At 69.6% G+C, this 18,380-nt stretch carries 1 protein-coding gene (cut by a window edge); it reads right to left on the bottom strand.

The window, feature by feature from the left end; translation table 11 throughout:
* Positions 1-18,380, bottom strand: the 5' portion of a protein-coding gene (locus ACAG26_RS11085; RefSeq protein ID WP_370482144.1) for a non-ribosomal peptide synthase/polyketide synthase. 2,794 nt of this gene lie to the left of the window's left edge; the window shows 18,380 of its 21,174 coding nt (coding positions 1-18,380); its start codon is at positions 18,378-18,380; the stop codon falls past the left edge of the window.

Below are 18,380 nucleotides of genomic sequence, written 5' to 3'. Positions count from 1 at the left end.
ACCCCCGCGGCGCGGGCGCGGGCCACCAACTGCATCGACAAGATGCTGTCGCCGCCGAGGTCGAAGAACGAGTCATCGACCCCGACCCGGTCCAGCCCGAGCACCTGGGCATAGATGCCCGCCAGAATCCCTTCGACCGCGTTGGCGGGGGCGTGATAGTGGTCCAGCTCGGCGTATTCCGGGCTCGGCAACGCCCGTTTATCGAGTTTGCCGTTCGGGGTCAGCGGCAGCTCATCGAGCACCATCACCGCCGCGGGCACCATATAGTCGGGCAACCGCTCCGCCAGCTTCGTGCGCGCGGTGGCCGAATCGGCGGTGCCGGTGACGTAACCCACCAGCCTCTTATCGCCGGGGCGGTCCTCGCGGGCGAGCACCACCGCCTGCTGCACCCCCTCCAGGGCGCTGAGCGCCGCCTGGACCTCGCCCAACTCGATGCGGTACCCGCGGATCTTGACCTGCTCATCGGCGCGGCCCAGATACTCCAGTTGGCCGTCGGCACCCCAGCGCACCACGTCCCCGGTGCGATACATCCGCGCGCCCGGTCCGGCGAACGGGCACGCCACAAACCGCGACCCGGTCAACGGGCCTCGGCGCACATACCCGCAGGCCAGCCCGGCACCGGCCACGTACAGCTCCCCGACCACCCCGGTCGGCACCGGCCGCAGCCACTGGTCCAGCACAAAGAAGGCGAGGTGGCGCAACGGCACCCCGATGGGGCTGACACTGCGGTCGGTGTCGGCCTCGACGAGCGGCCGGAACGAGGCGTGCACCGTGGTCTCGGTGATGCCATACATGTTGATCAACCGCGGCGCGACCGGATGGTGGTTCAGCCATGCCCGAAGGCGCCGCGGTTCAAGGGCTTCACCGCCAAAGACCACGGTCTCGAGGGTGAGCTGTCGCGCGATGTCGGGCTGCAACGTGTCGGCGGTTTGCAGCGCGTAAAACGCCGACGGGGTCTGGCTGAGCACGGTGACCCGCTCGGCAGCCAGCAAGGCGTGCAGGTCTTCCGGGGAGCGCGCTGTCGTTTCGGGCACCACCACCAGCCGCCCCCCGGCCAACAGCGGGCCGAACATCTCCCACACCGAGTAGTCGAACGCCAACGAATGGCATTGCGTCCACACCCCGGCCCGCGCCACGTCGGCATCCAGCGTGTCCAGCAGCCGGGTCACGTTGTGGTGAGCGACCGCCACGCCCTTGGGCGTCCCGGTGGTGCCCGATGTGTAGATGATGTAGGCGATGTCGTCGCCGGCCGGTGCCGGCAACGCCGTGGCCGGTTGGGCGTCAAGACCAGGATCGCCGACATCGATGACCGCGCCGTCAAAGCCTGCTAGCCGCGGAAGCAACTCGTGGGTGGTGATCGCGGCGATCGGCGCGGCGTCGGAGAGCATGAACTGCATCCGGGCCTCCGGCGCCACCGGGTCGATCGGCAGGTAGGCCGCCCCGGTCTTGAGTACCGCCAGCACCGCCACCACGGCCTCCGCCGACCGGGAAAACAGCAGCGCCACCCGCTGACCCGGGCCGGCGCCCTGGTCGACCAGCTGGTGCGCCAACCGGTTCGCGGCGTCGTCCAACTCGCGGTACGTCATTGACCGGTCCTGGAAGGTCAGCGCCACCGCCTCGGGGGCCCGTGCCACCTGCTCGGCGAACACCGCCGGAATCGACACCGACGTCCGCGCCGCCGCCGTCAACGCCGCGTGATGACCGATTTCGTCCAGCCGGGCGTGCTCAGCCGCGTCGAGCAGATCGATCGACGACAGCCGTTGGGTGGGTTCGGCAATCATCGCCGCCAGCACCCGCCGCAGCCGCGCGATCAACGCTGCGACGTCGGCCGCGTCGAACACGTCGGTGTCGTATTCGACGCGGAGGTTCAGTTCGCTGCCGGGCAGGGCCTGCAGCGTCAGCGGGTAGTGGTTGTATTCGCGGTTGCTGAACTCGGTGATCGCCAACCCGTCGCCGCCGGACAACGCGGCGGTGTCGACCGGATAGTTTTCGTAGACGAACAGGGTGTCGAACAGTTGGTCGTGCCCGGTGACGCGGTGAATCTCGTGCAGCGCCAAGTGCTGATGTTCCAGCGTGTGCGTGTGGGCGCCTTGCAGCTGGTCGAGCAGCTCGGCGGTGGTGGTCGCCGGGGTGATTTGTGCGCGCACCGGAACCGTGTTGATCAATAGCCCCACCATGGTGTCCGCGCCGGCCACCTCGGCGGGCCTCCCGGAGACCGTGACACCGAAGGCCACATCGGGTCGCCCGGTCAGCGAGCACAGCAGCTGCGCGAACGCCGCCTGCAAAACGGTGTTAACGGTCGTGTGGCCGGAGCGCGCCAGGTCGGCCACGACCCGGGTAGTGTCCTCGGACAGCCGAAACGCTTCCGCGCCTCGGGCTCCCACACCCATCCGGTCCGGTGGGCCCACCAGGGTCGGCGACTCGAACCCGTCGAATGCCTCACGCCAGGCCGTGCGGGCGGCGTCGCGGTCTCGCTCGGCCAGCCAGCTGACGAACCGGCGATACGGCACCGGTGCGGGTAGCCGCTGCCCGTAGTAGCCGGCGAAGATTTCCTGCAGCAGGATCGGCAGCGACCAGCCGTCGAGCACGATGTGGTGGAAGGTCAGCACAAACCGGTGCCGGTCTTCGCCGATGCGGACCAACGCGGCCCGAAGGGCGGGCGCGTCGCCGGGCTCGCTGACCGCGGCGCGTTCGGCCGCGCACAACTGCTGGATCCGCCCCTCGTCGCCGGTGTCGAGTTCGACGTACTGCCACCCCGGTTCGGGATCGGCCGGGATGATTTGCACGGGTTCATCGAATTGGTCGCAGAATCGGGCGACCAGGTGGGGATGCCGGTCGACCACCGCCTGCACCGCATTGCGCAGCCGATCCGGGTCGAGGACCCCGGCCACGGTGATGTCCAATTGCATGGCGTAGACGTCGTCGTCGTTGTCCGCCGCGGTGTTCGCGTGGAAGAGCAGCCCGTGCTGCAGCGGGGTCAGCGGCAACACATCGGCGACCCGGTACCGCTGGCACAGTTCGTCGATTTGCTGCTGGCTCAACCGGGCCGGCGCGATATCGGACGGGGTCAGCCCGCCCCCGCCGCGGCGCACATACGCGCAGATCCCGGCTAGGGCGTCAAACCACAACCGGCTCAACCGGTTCATTTGCGCGTCATCGACGGCCGAGGGCGCCCACGTCCAATCCGCATACAGGTGCGGGCCGGTGTCGGTGTCGATGGTGCCGGCGTTGAGTTCCACGGTGTGCGCTAACGGCATGGGGATGGCCGCACCGACCGAGGCCAGCGGTAAGGCATCCGTGCCGATGCGCCAGGTGTCACCGTTGGTTTCGGGCGCCCCTCCCAGCCGGCCCAAGTAGTTGAATCCGATTGCCGGATCGGATCCGGGCAGCTCGATCTCCGGGTTGAGGTAGCGCAACTGTCCGTAGGTCAGGCCGTCGGGCAGGCGGCGGAGTTGTTCTTTGGCGTCTTTGATCAGCGGGCCCAGCGCGGCCTCACCGGCCACCACCTGCGCCCAGGACACGCCGGCGACGGTCAAAGCCACCGGGTATTTGGTGGTGAACCAGCCCACCGTGTGCGACAGATCCACATCCGGGCCGAGCTCCTCCTGGCGGCCGTGGCCCTCGACGTCGATGCCGATCGGCGCGCCGGTGCCGCCGAAGAATTCGGCGGCCGCCAGCCCGAACGCGATCAGCAGAATGTCCTGCACCCCGGCGTGAAACGCCGCCGGCACTTCGCCGAGCAGCATGCCGGTGGTCTCGGCATCCAGCGACATCGACAACTTCCCGGCGGTGGCGAACGTATCCACCTCGGGTTGCACCGCCGGTAGCACCGGCGTGGTCGACGCGACCTGCTGCCACACCCCGGCCTGGCCCACGACGTCGGGGTCGGACGCGTGCTCGGCTAGCAGCGACGCCCACCGGGCAAACGAGGTCCCCGTCCGCGGCAGCGCGACCGGCTGGCCGCGACGATGCTGCGCCCAGGCAAGGTTGAGGTCCTCCAACAGGATCCGCCACGACACCCCATCGACGGCCAGGTGATGAATCATCAACACCAACTGGCTGGTGGACGCCGCCCACACCGCGCTGAGCATCATCCCCGCCGACGGGTTCAGTCGTGACCGGGCCTGCACCAGCACCGCATCGGAGAACACGTCAACCGTTTGCAGGCAGTGTGCCGCGTCGACCGCACCCGGTTCGGGTACCTGCAGTGACCATCCGCCGGCGCCGTCATCGTCGGCACGCAGCCGCAGCATCTCGTGGCGATCCAGCAAGGCCTGCAACACGATCACGACGTCGGCTTCGGTGACCGCGGCGGGGGCCTGGACCACCATCGTCTGGTTGAACTGTTCCACCGGGCCCGCCACGTCGTGCAGCCACCGCATGATGGGGGTGGCCGGCACCGGCCCGGTGCCCTCGTCGGTGAGGTCGCTCTCCCCGGTGGACACCCCGGCGACGCGGGCCAGCCGGGCCACCGTCTGCTCGACGAACACGTCGCGCGGCTTGAACATCACCCCGGCGGCCCGGGCCCGCGCCACCACCTGCATCGACAAGATGCTGTCGCCGCCGAGGTCGAAGAACGAGTCGTCGACCCCGACCCGGTCCACCCCGAGCACCTGGGCGTAGATGCCAGCCAGGATCTCCTCGACCGCATTGACCGGGGCGCGATACCGTTCTGCCTCGCTGTATTCCGGTGTCGGCAAGGCCCGTTTGTCGAGCTTGCCGTTCGAGGTCAGCGGCAGCGCGTCGAGCAGCACCACCGCGGCGGGCACCATATAGGGCGGTAACCGGTCCGCCAGCTTCGTGCGCAACTCGGCCGGGTCGGCGGTACCGGTCACGTAGGCGACGAGGCGTTTATCGCCGGGGCGGTCCTCGCGGGCGAGCACCGCCGCCTGCTCGACCCCGTCGAGGGAGGTGAGTGCCGCCTGGATTTCGCCGAGTTCGATGCGGTACCCGCGGATCTTGACCTGCTCATCGGCGCGCCCCAGATATTCCAGCTGCCCATCGGCACGCCAGCGCACCAGGTCCCCGGTGCGATACATCCGTTGTCCGGCGCCGCCGAACGGGCACGCCACAAACCGCGACCCGGTCAACCCGGCACGACCGACATAGCCAACGCCCACACCGCGGCCGGCCACGTACAACTCGCCGACCACCCCGGCGGGCACCGGCCGCAGCCACCGGTCCAGCACGAACACCGCCGCCCCCGGCACCGGCGCACCGATCGGCGGCACCCCCGACCCCGGTGTCAAGGGCGCACTGATCCCCACGCACATCGTGGTTTCGGTGGGGCCGTAGGCGTTGACCAGCACCCGCCCGGGCGCCCACCGATCCACCACCTCCGGCGGGCAGGCCTCCCCCACCACCGCCAACGCCGCGGACTCCAACCCTTCCGGGGACAGCACCGCCACCGCCGACGGGGTCTGCGTCAGCACGCTGACCCGCTCGGCGACCAGCACCGCGTGGAAGTCCTCCGGCGAGCCCGCCACGTCCTCGGGCACCACCACCAACCGCCCGCCGCGCAGCAGCGCCCCGAAGATTTCCCATACCGAAACGTCGAAGGCCAGCGAATGGCTGTGTGCCCAGACCCCCGCCGCCGGGAGCCCGGCATCCAACGACGCCAACAGTTGGGTGGCGTTGTGGTGGGTGATGGCAACGCCTTTGGGCAGCCCGGTGGTGCCCGAGGTGTAGATCAGGTAGGCGATGTCGTCGGGGTCCGGGGCCGGCAACGCGGTGGCGGGGTAGCCGTCGAGGCGGGGGTCGTGGACATCGATGACCGTCACGTCATGGCCGGTGAACGTCGAGCGCAGGTCGGCGGTGGTGATCGCGGCGACGGGGGCGGCGTCATCGAGCAGGAACCGCAGCCGGGCCTCCGGCACACTGGGGTCGATCGGCAGATACGCCGCCCCGGATTTCAACACCCCCAGGATCGCCACGACCGCCTCGGCCGACCGCGAAAACAGCAGCGCCACACACTGCCCCGGCCCCGCACCCCGGTCCACTAGCAGGTGCGCCAACCGGTTGCTGGCCTCGTCCACTTCGCGGTAGCTCCACGACCGGTCACCGTCGCGGATCGCCACCGCCTCGGGGGCGCGGGCGGCCTGCTCGGCGAACAGCGCCGGCATCGACACCGGCGCGGCCGCGCGCCGGGACAGCACCGTGCGGTTGCTCCACTGATCGAGCTTGGCGTGTTCGCCGGCGTCGATCAGATCGACCGCGGACAGCCGCTGCGTCGGGTCGGCGGTCATCGCGGTCAGCACCTGCTGCAGCCGCCCGATCAGCACCTCGATGCTGGCGGCGTCGAACACGTCGGTGCGGAATTCCACCGCCCCACCGATCCCGCCGGGTTCACCGGCCTCGGTGAAGCGTTCGGTCAGCGAGAACGCCAGATCCATTCGGGCGGTGTGGGTGTCCATCGGCAGCGGTGTGACCTGCAGATCGCCCAAGGCCAACCCGGCGGCCGGGTCGTCGTGCCCATGCCAGTTCTGCCAGGCCAGCATCACCTGAACCAGTGGGTGATGCGTCAGGCTGCGGGTGGGGTTGAGCCGTTCCACCAGCACTTCAAAGGGCACGTCTTGGTGCTCGAACGCCTCCAAGCTGCGCTGGCGCACCTGGGCCAGCAGCTCGGCGAAGCTGGGGTCCCCGGCCACCTCGACCCGCAACACCAAGGTGTTGACGAAGAACCCGACCAGGTCATCGAGCGCGGGATCACGCCGCCCGGCGATCGGGAATCCCACCGCCACATCGCTGCTGGCGGCGAGCTTCGACAACAACACCGCCAACGCGGCCTGCACGACCATGAAGCTGGTCGCGTTGTGCTCGCGGGCCACCGCCGCGACGTTGTGCTGCAGCGCGGCCGGCCAGTCCACCGGCACGCTGGCGCCGCGCTGATCGGCCACCGCCGGGTAGGGCCGATCGGTGGGCAGCTCCAGCCGCTCCGGCATCCCGGCCAGAGCACCATGCCAATAGGACAGCTGGGCGGCGATCGGGCTGCCGTCATCGTCGAGATCGCCGAACTGGGCGCGCTGCCACAGCGTGTAATCGACATACTGCACCGCCAGCGGCGTCCAGCTAGGGGCTTGGCGGTGCCGGCGCGCCCGGTACGCCTCGCTGAGATCACGCACCAGCGGGGTGACCGACCAGCCGTCGGCCGCGATGTGGTGCGCGGTGATCGCCAGCACGTGCTCGTCGTCGGTGACGCGGAAAAGCCGCGCCCGCAGCGGGATTTCGGCCGCCAAGTCGAACGCGTAGCGTCCCGCTGCGGCGATCGCGTCAGTCAAGCGGGTCTCCGACCAGCCGGTGGCGTCGACCACATCCCAGCTGAAATCCGTTTGTTCGGGCGGGATCACCACCTGCTGCGGTGTTCCGTCCACCGCGGTAAAGACGGTCCGTAGGGTTTCGTGGCGGCCCACCACATCGGCCAGCGCGGCGCGCAATGCGTCGGCATCGAGGTTGCCGGACAGCCGCAACGCGACCGCCATGTTGTACACCGGTGACGGCCCCTGCAGCTGATCCAGGAACCACAACCGGGACTGCGCAAACGACAACGGCACCACCGCGGGCCGCTCGGCCGCCACCAGCGGTGCGAACCGCGCCCCGTCGGCACCGATCCGCGGGGCCAGCTGCGCGACGGTGGGGGCCTCGAACAACGCGCGGACCGGCACACCGGCATCCAACGCGGCGTTGACCGCGGCGATCACCCGCATCGCCGACAGCGAATCCCCGCCCAAATCGAAGAAGGAATCGTCGACCCCCACCCGGTCCAGCCCGAGCACCTGGCCGTAGATGCCGGCCAGAATCTCCTCGGTCGGGTTGGCCGGGGCGCGGTACTGGTCCACCTTGGTGTATTCCGGGACCGGTAGGGCGCGTTTGTCGAGTTTGCCGTTGGGGGTTCGCGGCAGCGCGTCGATCACCACGATTGCGGCCGGAATCATGTATTCGGGCAGCCGCTGCGCCAGCTTCGTGCGCAACTCGGTCGCGTCGGCGGTACCGGTCACGTAGGCGACGAGGCGTTTATCGCCGGGGCGGTCTTCGCGGGCGAGCACCGCCGCCTGCTCGACCCCGTCGAGGGCGCTGAGTGCGGCCTGGATTTCGCCGAGTTCGATGCGATAGCCGCGGACCTTGACCTGCTCATCGGCGCGGCCGAGATATTCCAGCTGCCCATCGGCACGCCAGCGCACCAGGTCCCCGGTGCGATACATCCGTTGTCCCGCGCCGCCGAACGGGCACGCCACAAACCGCGACCCGGTCAACCCGGTGCGACCGATATAGCCGACGCCCACACCGCGGCCGGCCACGTACAACTCGCCGACCACCCCGGCGGGCACCGGCCGCAGCCACCGGTCCAGCACGAACACCGCCGCCCCCGGCACCGGTGCACCGATCGGCGGCACCCCCGACCCCGCCGTCAACGGCACGCTCCTGGACGCACATATGGTGGTTTCGGTGGGGCCGTAGGCGTTGATCATCACCCGCCCGGGCGCCCACCGATCCACCACCTCCGGCGGGCAGGCCTCCCCCACCACCGCCAACGCCGTGGACTCCAACCCGCGCGGGGACAGCACCGCCACCGCCGACGGGGTCTGCGTCAGCACGCTGACCTGTTCGGTGACCAGCACCTCGTGGAAGTCCTCCGGCGAGCCCGCCACGTCCTCGGGCACCACCACCAACCGCCCGCCGCGCAGCAGCGCCCCGAAGATCTCCTCGACCGAGGCGTCGAAGGCATAGGAATGACACTGCGCCCATACCCACACCGGCCCAGTCGGTAGCGGTGTCTGCTGGGAGGCCAGCAGCTGGGTGACGTTGTGGTGGGTGACCGCAACACCTTTCGGTCGCCCGGTGGTTCCCGAGGTGTAGATCAGGTAGGCGATGTCGTCGGGGTGCGGGGCCGGCAACGCGGTGGCGGGGTAGCCGTTGAGGCGGGGGGCGTGGACGTCGACGACCGGCAGCGCTGGTCTGTCCAGCCGGGCGGCCAACTCGGTGCTGGTGATCGCGGCGACCGGTGCGGCGTCATCAAGCAGGAACCGCAGCCGGGCCGCCGGCACACTGGGGTCGATCGGCAGATACGCCGCCCCGGATTTCAACACCGCCAGGATCGCCACGATCGCCTCGGCCGACCGCGAAAGCAGCAGCGCCACACACTGCCCCGGCCCCGCACCCCGGTCCACCAGTAGGTGCGCCAGCCGGTTGCTGGCCTCGTCAACTTCGCGGTAGCTCCACGACCGGTCACCGTCGCGGATCGCCACCGCCTCGGGGGCGCGGGCGACCTGGTCGGCGAACACCGCGGGAATCGAGGCCCGCACGGCGGCAGGTCGCGCCAGCACCGCCCGATTTCCGATCTCATCCAGCCGGGCGTGTTCGTGCTCGTCGAGCAGATCGATCGACGACAACCGCTGCGCCGGGTCGGCGGACATGACCTCCAGCACCTGCCGCAGCCGCCCGATCATCGCCTGGATGCTGGCGGCGTCGAACACATCGGTGCGAAACTCCACCTCGCCGCCGATGCCGCCGGGCGCTCCGGCCTCGGTGAAGCGTTCGGTCAGCGAGAACGCCAAATCCATTCGGGCGGTGCGGGTGTCCACCGGCAGCGACGTGACCTGCACATCGTCGACGGCCAGCCCGGCGACGGGGTCAGCGCCGTGCCAGTTCTGCCAGGCCAGCATCACCTGAACCAGCGGGTGATGCGTTCGGGATCGGGTCGGGTTGAGCCGCTCCACCAGCACCTCAAAGGGCACGTCTTGGTGCTCGAACGCCTCCAGGCTGCGTTGCCGCACCTGGGCCAGCAGGTCGGCGACGGTGGGATCGCCGGCCACCTCGACCCGCAGCACCAGGGTGTTGACGAAGAACCCGACCAGATCATCGAGGGCGGGATCACGCCGCCCGGCGATCGGGAACCCGACCGTCACATCGCTGCTGGCGCCGAGTTTGGCCAGCAGCACCGCCAGGGCGGCCTGCACGACCATGAAGCTGGTGGCGTTGTGCTCCCGGGCCACCGCCGCGACGTTCTGCTGCAGCGCCGCCGGCCAGTCCAGCGGCACGCTGGCGCCGCGCTGATCGGCCACCGGCGGGTAGGGCCGATCGGTAGGCAGCGCAATGCTTTCCGGGATCCCGGCCAGGGCCTGCTCCCAGTAGGCCAGCTGCGCGGCGATGCGGCTGTCGTGATCGTCGAGATCGCCGAACTGGGCGCGCTGCCACAGTGTGTAGTCGATGTAATGCACCGGCAGCGGCGCCCAGCTCGGCGGGTGGCCCCGGTGCCGCGCCCGGTACGCCTCGCTGAGATCCCGCACCAGCGGGGTGACCGACCAGCCGTCGGCAGCAATGTGGTGCGCCGTAGCCACCAGCACATGCTCGTGATCGGCGGTTCGGAAAAGCCGCGCCCGCAACGGGATCTCGCTCGCCAAATCGAACGTATACCGGGCTGCCTCGGCGATGGCGTCATCCAGTCGGCTCGCCGGCCAGCCGCGGGCATCGACGATCTGCCAGCCGAACTCGGCGTGCTCGGCGGGAACAACCACCTGCTGCGGTGTGCCGTCCACCGCGGTAAAGACCGTCCGTAGGGTTTCATGGCGGCCCACCACATCGGCCAGCGCGGCCCGTAATGCGTCGGCATCGAGGTTGCCGGACAGCCGCAACGCAACCGCCATGTTGTACACCGGCGACGGCCCCTGCAGCTGATCCAGGAACCACAACCGGGACTGCGCAAACGACAACGGCACCACCGCGGGCCGCTCGGCCGCCACCAACGGCTCAACGTCAGCCTCCCCGCCGCCGACACGCTGTGCCAACAGGGCGACCGTGGGCGCCTCGAACAAGGTGCGCACCGAAACCTCGGCAGCCAAACCGGTGTTGACCGCGGCGATCACCCGCATCGCCGACAGCGAATCCCCGCCCAGATCGAAGAAGGAATCGTCGACCCCCACCTGGTCCAGCCCGAGCACCTGGGCGTAGATGCCGGCCAGGATCTCCTCGGTGGGGCTGCCCGGGGCACGATAGCGGTCCGCCTCGCTGTATTCCGGTGCCGGCAACGCCCGTTTGTCGAGCTTGCCGTTCGGGGTCAGCGGCAGCTCGTCGAGCACCACCACCGCCGCGGGCACCATATAGGGCGGCAACCGGTCGGCCAGCGCGGCGCGCAGCTCGGCCGGGTCGGCGCCGCCGGTCACGTAGCCCACGAGGCGTTTATCGCCGGGGCGGTCCTCGCGGGCGAGCACCACCGCCTGCTCCACCCCCTCCAGCGCGCTGAGTGCGGCCTGGATTTCGCCGAGTTCGATGCGGTACCCGCGGACCTTGACCTGCTCATCGGCGCGCCCCAGATACTGCAGCTGCCCATCCGCACCCCAGCGCACCAGGTCTCCGGTGCGATACATCCGTTGTCCGGCGCCGCCGAACGGGCACGCCACAAACCGCGACCCGGTCAACCCGGGCCGTCCGACATACCCGCTGGCCAGTCCGGCGCCGGCCACATACAGCTCGCCGACCACCCCGGCCGGCACCGGCCGCAGCCATTGGTCCAGCACGAAAAACGCGAGATGGGGTAACGGCACCCCGATGGGGCTGACCCGGTGGTCGGTGTCGGTGTCGGCGATCGGCCGGAACGAGGCATGCACCGTGGTCTCGGTGATGCCATACATGTTGATCAGGCGGGGTAACCCGGGGTGGCGGTCCAGCCACACCCGAAGGCGCTGCGGCTCAAGGGCTTCCCCGCCGAAGACCACCGTCTCAAGTTTGAGCTGATCCCCCAGCTCGGGCCGTGCCGCGTCGACCGACTGCAGCGCATAAAACGCCGCCGGGGTTTGGCTCAACACGTTGACCCGTTCGGTGACCAGCAGGGCGTGCAGGTCTTCCGGTGAGCGCGCCACCGATTCCGGCACCACCACGACCCGGCCGCCGCCGAGCAGCGCGCCGAAGATCTCCCACACCGAGTAGTCGAACGCCAACGAATGGCATTGCGTCCACACCCCGGTGCGCGGCACATCGGCGTCCAACGACTCGAGCAGCCGGGTCACGGTGTGGTGGGCGACCGCCACGCCCTTGGGGGTCCCGGTGGTGCCCGACGTGTAGATGAGGTAGGCGGTGTTGTCCGGGTCCGGTGCCGGCAACGCCGTGGCGGGGTAGCTGTCCAGGCGGGGGTCGTGGACGTCGATCACCGCCACGCCTCGCCCGTCCAGCCGGTCCGCCAAGTCCGCGGTGGTGAGCGCCGCGATCGGTGCGGCGTCGTGCAGCATGAACGTGATCCGCGCAGCGGGATGCATCGGGTCGATCGGCAGATACGCCGCCCCGGTCTTCAACACCGCCAGGATCGCCACCACGGCCTCGGCGGACCGCGAAAACAGCAGCGCCACCCGCTCACCCGGGCCGGCGCCCTGCTCGACCAGCCGGTGCGCCAACCGATTCGCGGCGTCATCGAGCTGCCGGTACGTCAGCGAGCGGCCCTGGCAGGTCACCGCCACCGCCTCGGGGGCCCGCGCGACCTGCTCGGCGAACAACCCCGGAATCGACACCGCGGCCGCGGGTGGCGCCGTCAACACGGTGCGGTTGCCCCAGGTGTCCAACCGGGCGTGCTCGGCCGCGTCGAGCACATCGGTCGACGTCAGCCGCCGCGTCGGGTCGGCGGTCATCGTCGCCAGCACCCGTCGCAGTCGCTCGATCAGCGCCGCGACGTCGGCCGCGTCGAACACGTCGGTGTCGTACTCGACGCGCAGGCCCAGCTCGGTGCCGGGCAGGGCTTGGATCGCCAGCGGGTAGTGGTTGTATTCGCGGTTGGTGAACTCGGTGATGGCCAGCCCGCCGATGCTCGCCAAGGCGGCGGTGTCCAGCGGGTAGTTCTCGTAAACGAGCAGGGTGTCGAACAGTCTTTCCTGGCCGGTGATGCGGTGAATCTCGTTGAGCCCCAGGTGTTGATGCTCAAGGGTGTCGTTGTGGGCGGTTTGCAGCTGGTCGAGCAGCTCGGCCGCGGTGGTGGTCGCGGTGATCTGCGCCCGCACCGGCACCGTGTTGATCAGCAAGCCCACCATCGCGTCCGCACCGGCCACCTCGGCGGGCCGCCCCGAGACCGTGGTGCCGAAGGCGACGTCGTGCTGCCCGGTCAGCCACATCAGCAGTTGCGCGAAGGCCGCCTGCAGCACGGTGTTGACGGTGGTGTGCCGCGCCCGCGCCAACTCACCAACGGCTTCGGTGATGTCGTGGTCCAGCCGAAACGTGTCCACGCCGCGGGTGCCCAGCCCCCACCGGTCCGGCGGGCCCACCAAGGTCGGGGACTCGAACCCGTCGAATGCCTCACGCCAGGCCGTGCGGGCGGCGTCGCGGTCTCGCTCGGCCAGCCAGCTGACGAACCGGCGATACGGCACCGGTGCGGGTAGCCGCTGCCCGTAGTAGCCGGCGAAGATTTCCTGCAGCAGGATCGGCAGCGACCAGCCGTCGAGCACGATGTGGTGGAAGGTCAGCACAAACCAGTGCCGGTCGTCGGCCACCCGGATCAGGGTGGCCCGCAAGGCCGGTGGGCCGTCGAGATCACTGACCGCGGCGCGTTCGGCCGCGCACAACCGCTCGATCTGGTCGTCGGGGGCGGCGCTGGTGGACAGGTCGACGTAGCGCCACGGCGCCACCGGATCGGCCGGGACGATCTGCACCGGCTCGGTGAACTGATCGCAGAACCGGGCGACCAGGTGGGGATGCCGGTCGACCACCGCCTGCACCGCATCCCGCAGCCGATCCGGCTGGAGGTCACCGGCGACGGTGATGGCCAGTTGCATGGCATAGATGTCGTCGTCGTGCCCCGGTGCGGTGTGGGTGTGAAACAGCAGGCCCTGCTGCAGCGGGGTCAGCGGCAACACATCGGCGATCCGATAGTCGCGCTGCAGTTCGTCGATCTGCTGCTGGCTCAACCGGGCGGGGGCAATATCGGACGGGGTCAGCCCGGTACCGCCCTGGCGCACATGCGCGCAGATCCCGGCCAAGGCCTCAAACCACAACCGGCTCAACCGCTCGGCCTGGGCCTGCCCCAGCGCCGAGGGCGCCCACAGCCATTCGGCCTGCAGGCGCGCACCGGTGTCGGTGTCCAGGGTGGCGGCGTTGAGCTCCACGTTGTGCGGCAACGGGATCGGCACCGCCGCTGCCACACCGGCGACCGTCAAGCCGTCCGGCCCGATCCGCCACAGCTCCTCGGACGCCGCGGCGCCCGCGCCCAGCCGCCCCAGGTAGTTGAACCCGATCGCCGGATCCGATTGGGGCAGTTCGACCTCGGGGTTGAGGTAGCGCAGCAGTCCGTAGGTCAGGCCGTCGGGCAGGGCGCGGAGTTGTTCTTTGGTGTCGTTGAGCACCGCGCCCAGCGCGGCGTCGCCGGCCATCACCTGCGCCCACGACAGTCCCCCGACGGTGAACGCGACCGGGTACTTGGTGGTGAACCAGCCCACCGTGCGCGACAAATCCACATCCGGGCCCAGCTCCTCGTGGCGGCCGTGACCCTCGACGTCGATCCCGATCGGCGCGCCGCGATGGCCGGTGAACTCCGCCAGCGCCAGCCCCAACCCGATCAACAGGATGTCTTGCACCCCGGCGTGAAACGCCGCCGGCACATCGCCGAGCAGCAGTGCCGTGGTCTCGGCGTCCAGCGCCACCGTCAACTTCCCGGCGGTGGCGTAGGTATCCGTGTCGGGATGCACCGCCGGCAGCGCGGCCGGGGTCGCCGCCACCTGCCGCCACGCCTGCGCCTGCTCCACGACGTCGGGGGCGTGCGCATACTCGGCCAGCAGCGACGCCCACCGGGCAAACGACGAGCCGGTCGTCGGCAACGCCACCGGCTCCCCCGCGCGGTGCTGGGCCCAGGCGATATTGAGGTCCTCCAACAGGATCCGCCACGACACCCCATCGATGGCCAGGTGATGAATCGTCAGCACCAATTGGCCCGGGCCGGGCGCCCACAGCGCGCTCAGCATCACCCCGGCGGCCGGGTTCAGGCGTGACCGCGCCTGCACCAGCGCCGCATCGGACAACGCATCGACCGTGTGCAGGCACCTGCGGGCGTCCACCGCGCCGACCTCGGGCACCGTCAACGACCACCCCTCGGGGCCGTCATCGGCGACCCGCAGCCGCAACACGGCATGCCGATCCAGCAGGGCCTGCAACACGGTCACGACGTCGGCCTCGGTGGCCCCCGCGGGGGCCCGCAGCACCATCGTCTGGTTGAACTGCTCCACCGGGCCGGCCATATCGTGCAGCCACCGCATGATGGGGGTGGCCGGCACCGGCCCGACGCCCTCGTCGGCGAGGCCGGTCGCATCGGTGGACACCGCGGCAACCCGGGCCAGCCGGGCCACGGTCTGCTCGACGAACACGTCACGCGGGCGGCACCGCAGCCCGGCGGCATGAGCTCGCGCCGCCACCTGCATCGACAGAATGCTGTCGCCCCCGAGGTCGAAGAAGGAGTCGTCGACCCCGACCCGGTCCAGCCCGAGGACTTCGGCGTAGATGCCGGCCAGGATCTCCTCGGTGGGGCCGCCGGGGGCGCGATACCGGTCCGCCTCGCTGTATTCCGGTGCCGGCAACGCTCGTTTGTCGAGTTTGCCGTTGACGGTGAGCGGCAGCGCGTCGATGACCACCACCGCGGCGGGCACCATGTAGGGCGGTAGCCGGTCCGCCAGCCCGGCGCGCAGCACCGCCGGGTCGGCGGCGCCGGTGACGTAGCCCACCAGCCGCTTATCGCCGGGGCGGTCCTCGCGGGCGAGCACCACCGCCTGCTGCACCCCGTCCAGCGCGCTGAGCGCCGCCTGGACTTCACCCAACTCGATGCGATAGCCGCGGATCTTGACCTGCTCATCGGCGCGCCCCAGATACTCCAACCCGCCGTCGGCGCCCCAGCGCACCAGATCTCCGGTGCGATACATCCGTTGTCCCGCACCGCCGAACGGGCACGCCACAAAGCGCGACCCCGCCAACCCGGCACGGCCCACATATCCGCACGCCAACCCGGCGCCGGCAATGTACAACTCGCCGACCACCCCGGTCGGCACCGGCCGCAGCCACTGGTCCACCACGAAGAAGGCCAGGTGACGCAACGGCACCCCGACGGGGCTGGCCAGGTTGTCGACGTCGGCGCCGACGATTTCCCGGAACGAGGCGTGCACCGTGGTCTCGGTGGTGCCGTACATGTTGATCAGCCGCGGCGCGACCGGATGGTGGTCCAGCCACGTCCGAAGACGCCGCGGTTCCAGCGCTTCCCCGGCGAACACCACCGTCTGCAGCGTCAGCCGTTGTCTGATCTCGGGCTGCAGCGCGTCGGCGCTTTGCAGCGCATAAAACGCCGACGGGGTCTGGCTGAGCACGGTGACCCGCTCGGCAGCCAACAAGGCGTGCAAGTCTTCCGGGGAGCGCGCTGTCGTCTCGGGCACCACCACCAGCCGCCCCCCGGCCAGCAGCGCACCGAAGATCTCCCACACCGACACGTCGAACGCCAACGAATGCCACTGCGTCCACACCCCCGACCGCGCCACGTCAGCGTCCACGGACGCCAGCAGCGCGATCACGTTGTGGTGGGTGATGGCCACGCCCTTGGGCGTCCCGGTGGTGCCCGACGTGTAGATGATGTAGGCGATGTCCTCGGCGGCCGGCGCCGGTAACGCGGTGGCCGGTTGGCTGTCGACGGCGGGGTCGTCGGCATCGATTACCGGCAGCTGACACCCCTGCAGCCGGTCGGCCAGGGCCGCGGTGGTGAGGGCGGCGATCGGCGCGGCGTCGGCCACCACGAACTGGATGCGCGCCGCCGGCACTTCCGGATCGATCGGCACGTAGGCCGCCCCGGTTTTCAGCACCGCCAAGATCGCCACGACGGCCTCGGCCGACCTCGAAAACAGCAGCGCCACCCGCTCGCCCGGCGCGGCGCCGTGGCCGGCCAGCAGATGGGCCAACCGGTTCGCGGCCTCGTCCACCTCGCGGTACGTCCAGGACCGGTCCCCGTCGCGGATCGCCACCGCCTCGGGGACCCGCGCCACCTGCTCGGCGAACAACACTGGAATCGACACCGCCGCGGCCGCCGGCTGGGCCAACACCGCCCGATTACTCCACCCGTCCAGCCGGGTGTAGTCACCGGAATCGAGCACCTCAATCGACGACAACAACCGTTCCGGATCGGCGGTCATCGCCACCAGCACCCGCTGCAACCGCCCGGCTAGGTCGACGACGTCGAAATTCGAAAACGGTTGCCCAATACCCGCCGTGCGCAGAAAGAGGTCATCGCCCATATTGGAGAAGTTCAAGCCGAAGGCACCGACGAGCCCGGGATTCGTGTAGGACGCCGTCGCCGTACCCGCCCCTAAATCCAGCCCAAAGGTGGCCGGAAGGAAATTGACGCTCACCCTATCGGCGACCTGCGGGCCGCCCGGACTGACTTTGCGCTCCAGTGCTTGCACCGGAAATCGCTGATGGGCCACCGCTTCTCGTATTCGCGCATCAACCTGCGCGCAAAAATCGGCCACCGTAGCTTCCGGTGAAACCCGCAACACCAGTGGCACCACCCCGGCAAGCATCGCGGGCAGCGTCTTGGACTCCGGTTGCACGCGCCTGCTGACCGGGAGGTTGAGGACCACCTCGTTGCCTTCAGCGCACCAGCGACGCACCAGCAGCGCGCATGCCGCGGTGATCACCGCTGATCGCGGCACCTTCCACACTTCTGCGAGCTCTTGCACTCGCCGCAGCAGCACCGGGTCCAACTGGGCCGGCTCAGACAGCGAATGCGGATCGTGGTCGTCGGCGGCGTGCGACAGCCGATATTGTGGTTCGTTTTCTGACGGGAGGTTCCGCGTCCAATACTCCCGGTCGTCGAGATAATCGTCGGACGCCTCGTATTCGGACTCACAGTTCACCAAGTCCTGCAACGATCCGAGGACAGCCGCGGGAATGGGCGCACCGGAAATAAGGGCGGAATAGACCGAGGCAATCCGATAACCAATCAGCGCGATGCCCGATCCGTCTAAGACAATGTGGTGACAGCAGACAAACAAGCAGAATTCATCGCGTCGCGTCCGGAATAGGGCGAATTTTAAGAGCGGGCCCGTCAACGGCATCGGCGTGCGTTGAATCGATGCCGCTATGTCACGGGCTTGTCGCACCGGATCGGGCGCGCTGACGAGGTCATGGAACGGCACCTCGACATCCGGCTTGTCGAGCGCCTTTTGGAAAACCTGACCATCCACTTCGAAGAAGGCGGCCCGGGCGGGTTCGGCATCGCGTATTGCGCGGCGAATCGCCCACTCGAGGGCATCGCGTTCTACCGTGCCCTCAATCCTCACGAATAGGCCAAGCTGCCATCCCGTGTCGAACTGATCCGTTTCTTGAGCAAGCCAAATATCTAGCTGTCCGCGGGTTAGCGGAAATCCCGGGTTCTCACGCTCCAT

It is taken from the genome of Mycobacterium sp. pUA109, from assembly GCF_041287095.1.
Lineage (GTDB): Bacteria > Actinomycetota > Actinomycetes > Mycobacteriales > Mycobacteriaceae > Mycobacterium.
Note: the sequence above shows the minus strand (reverse complement) of the source record. Positions and strands in the feature narration are given on the sequence as shown.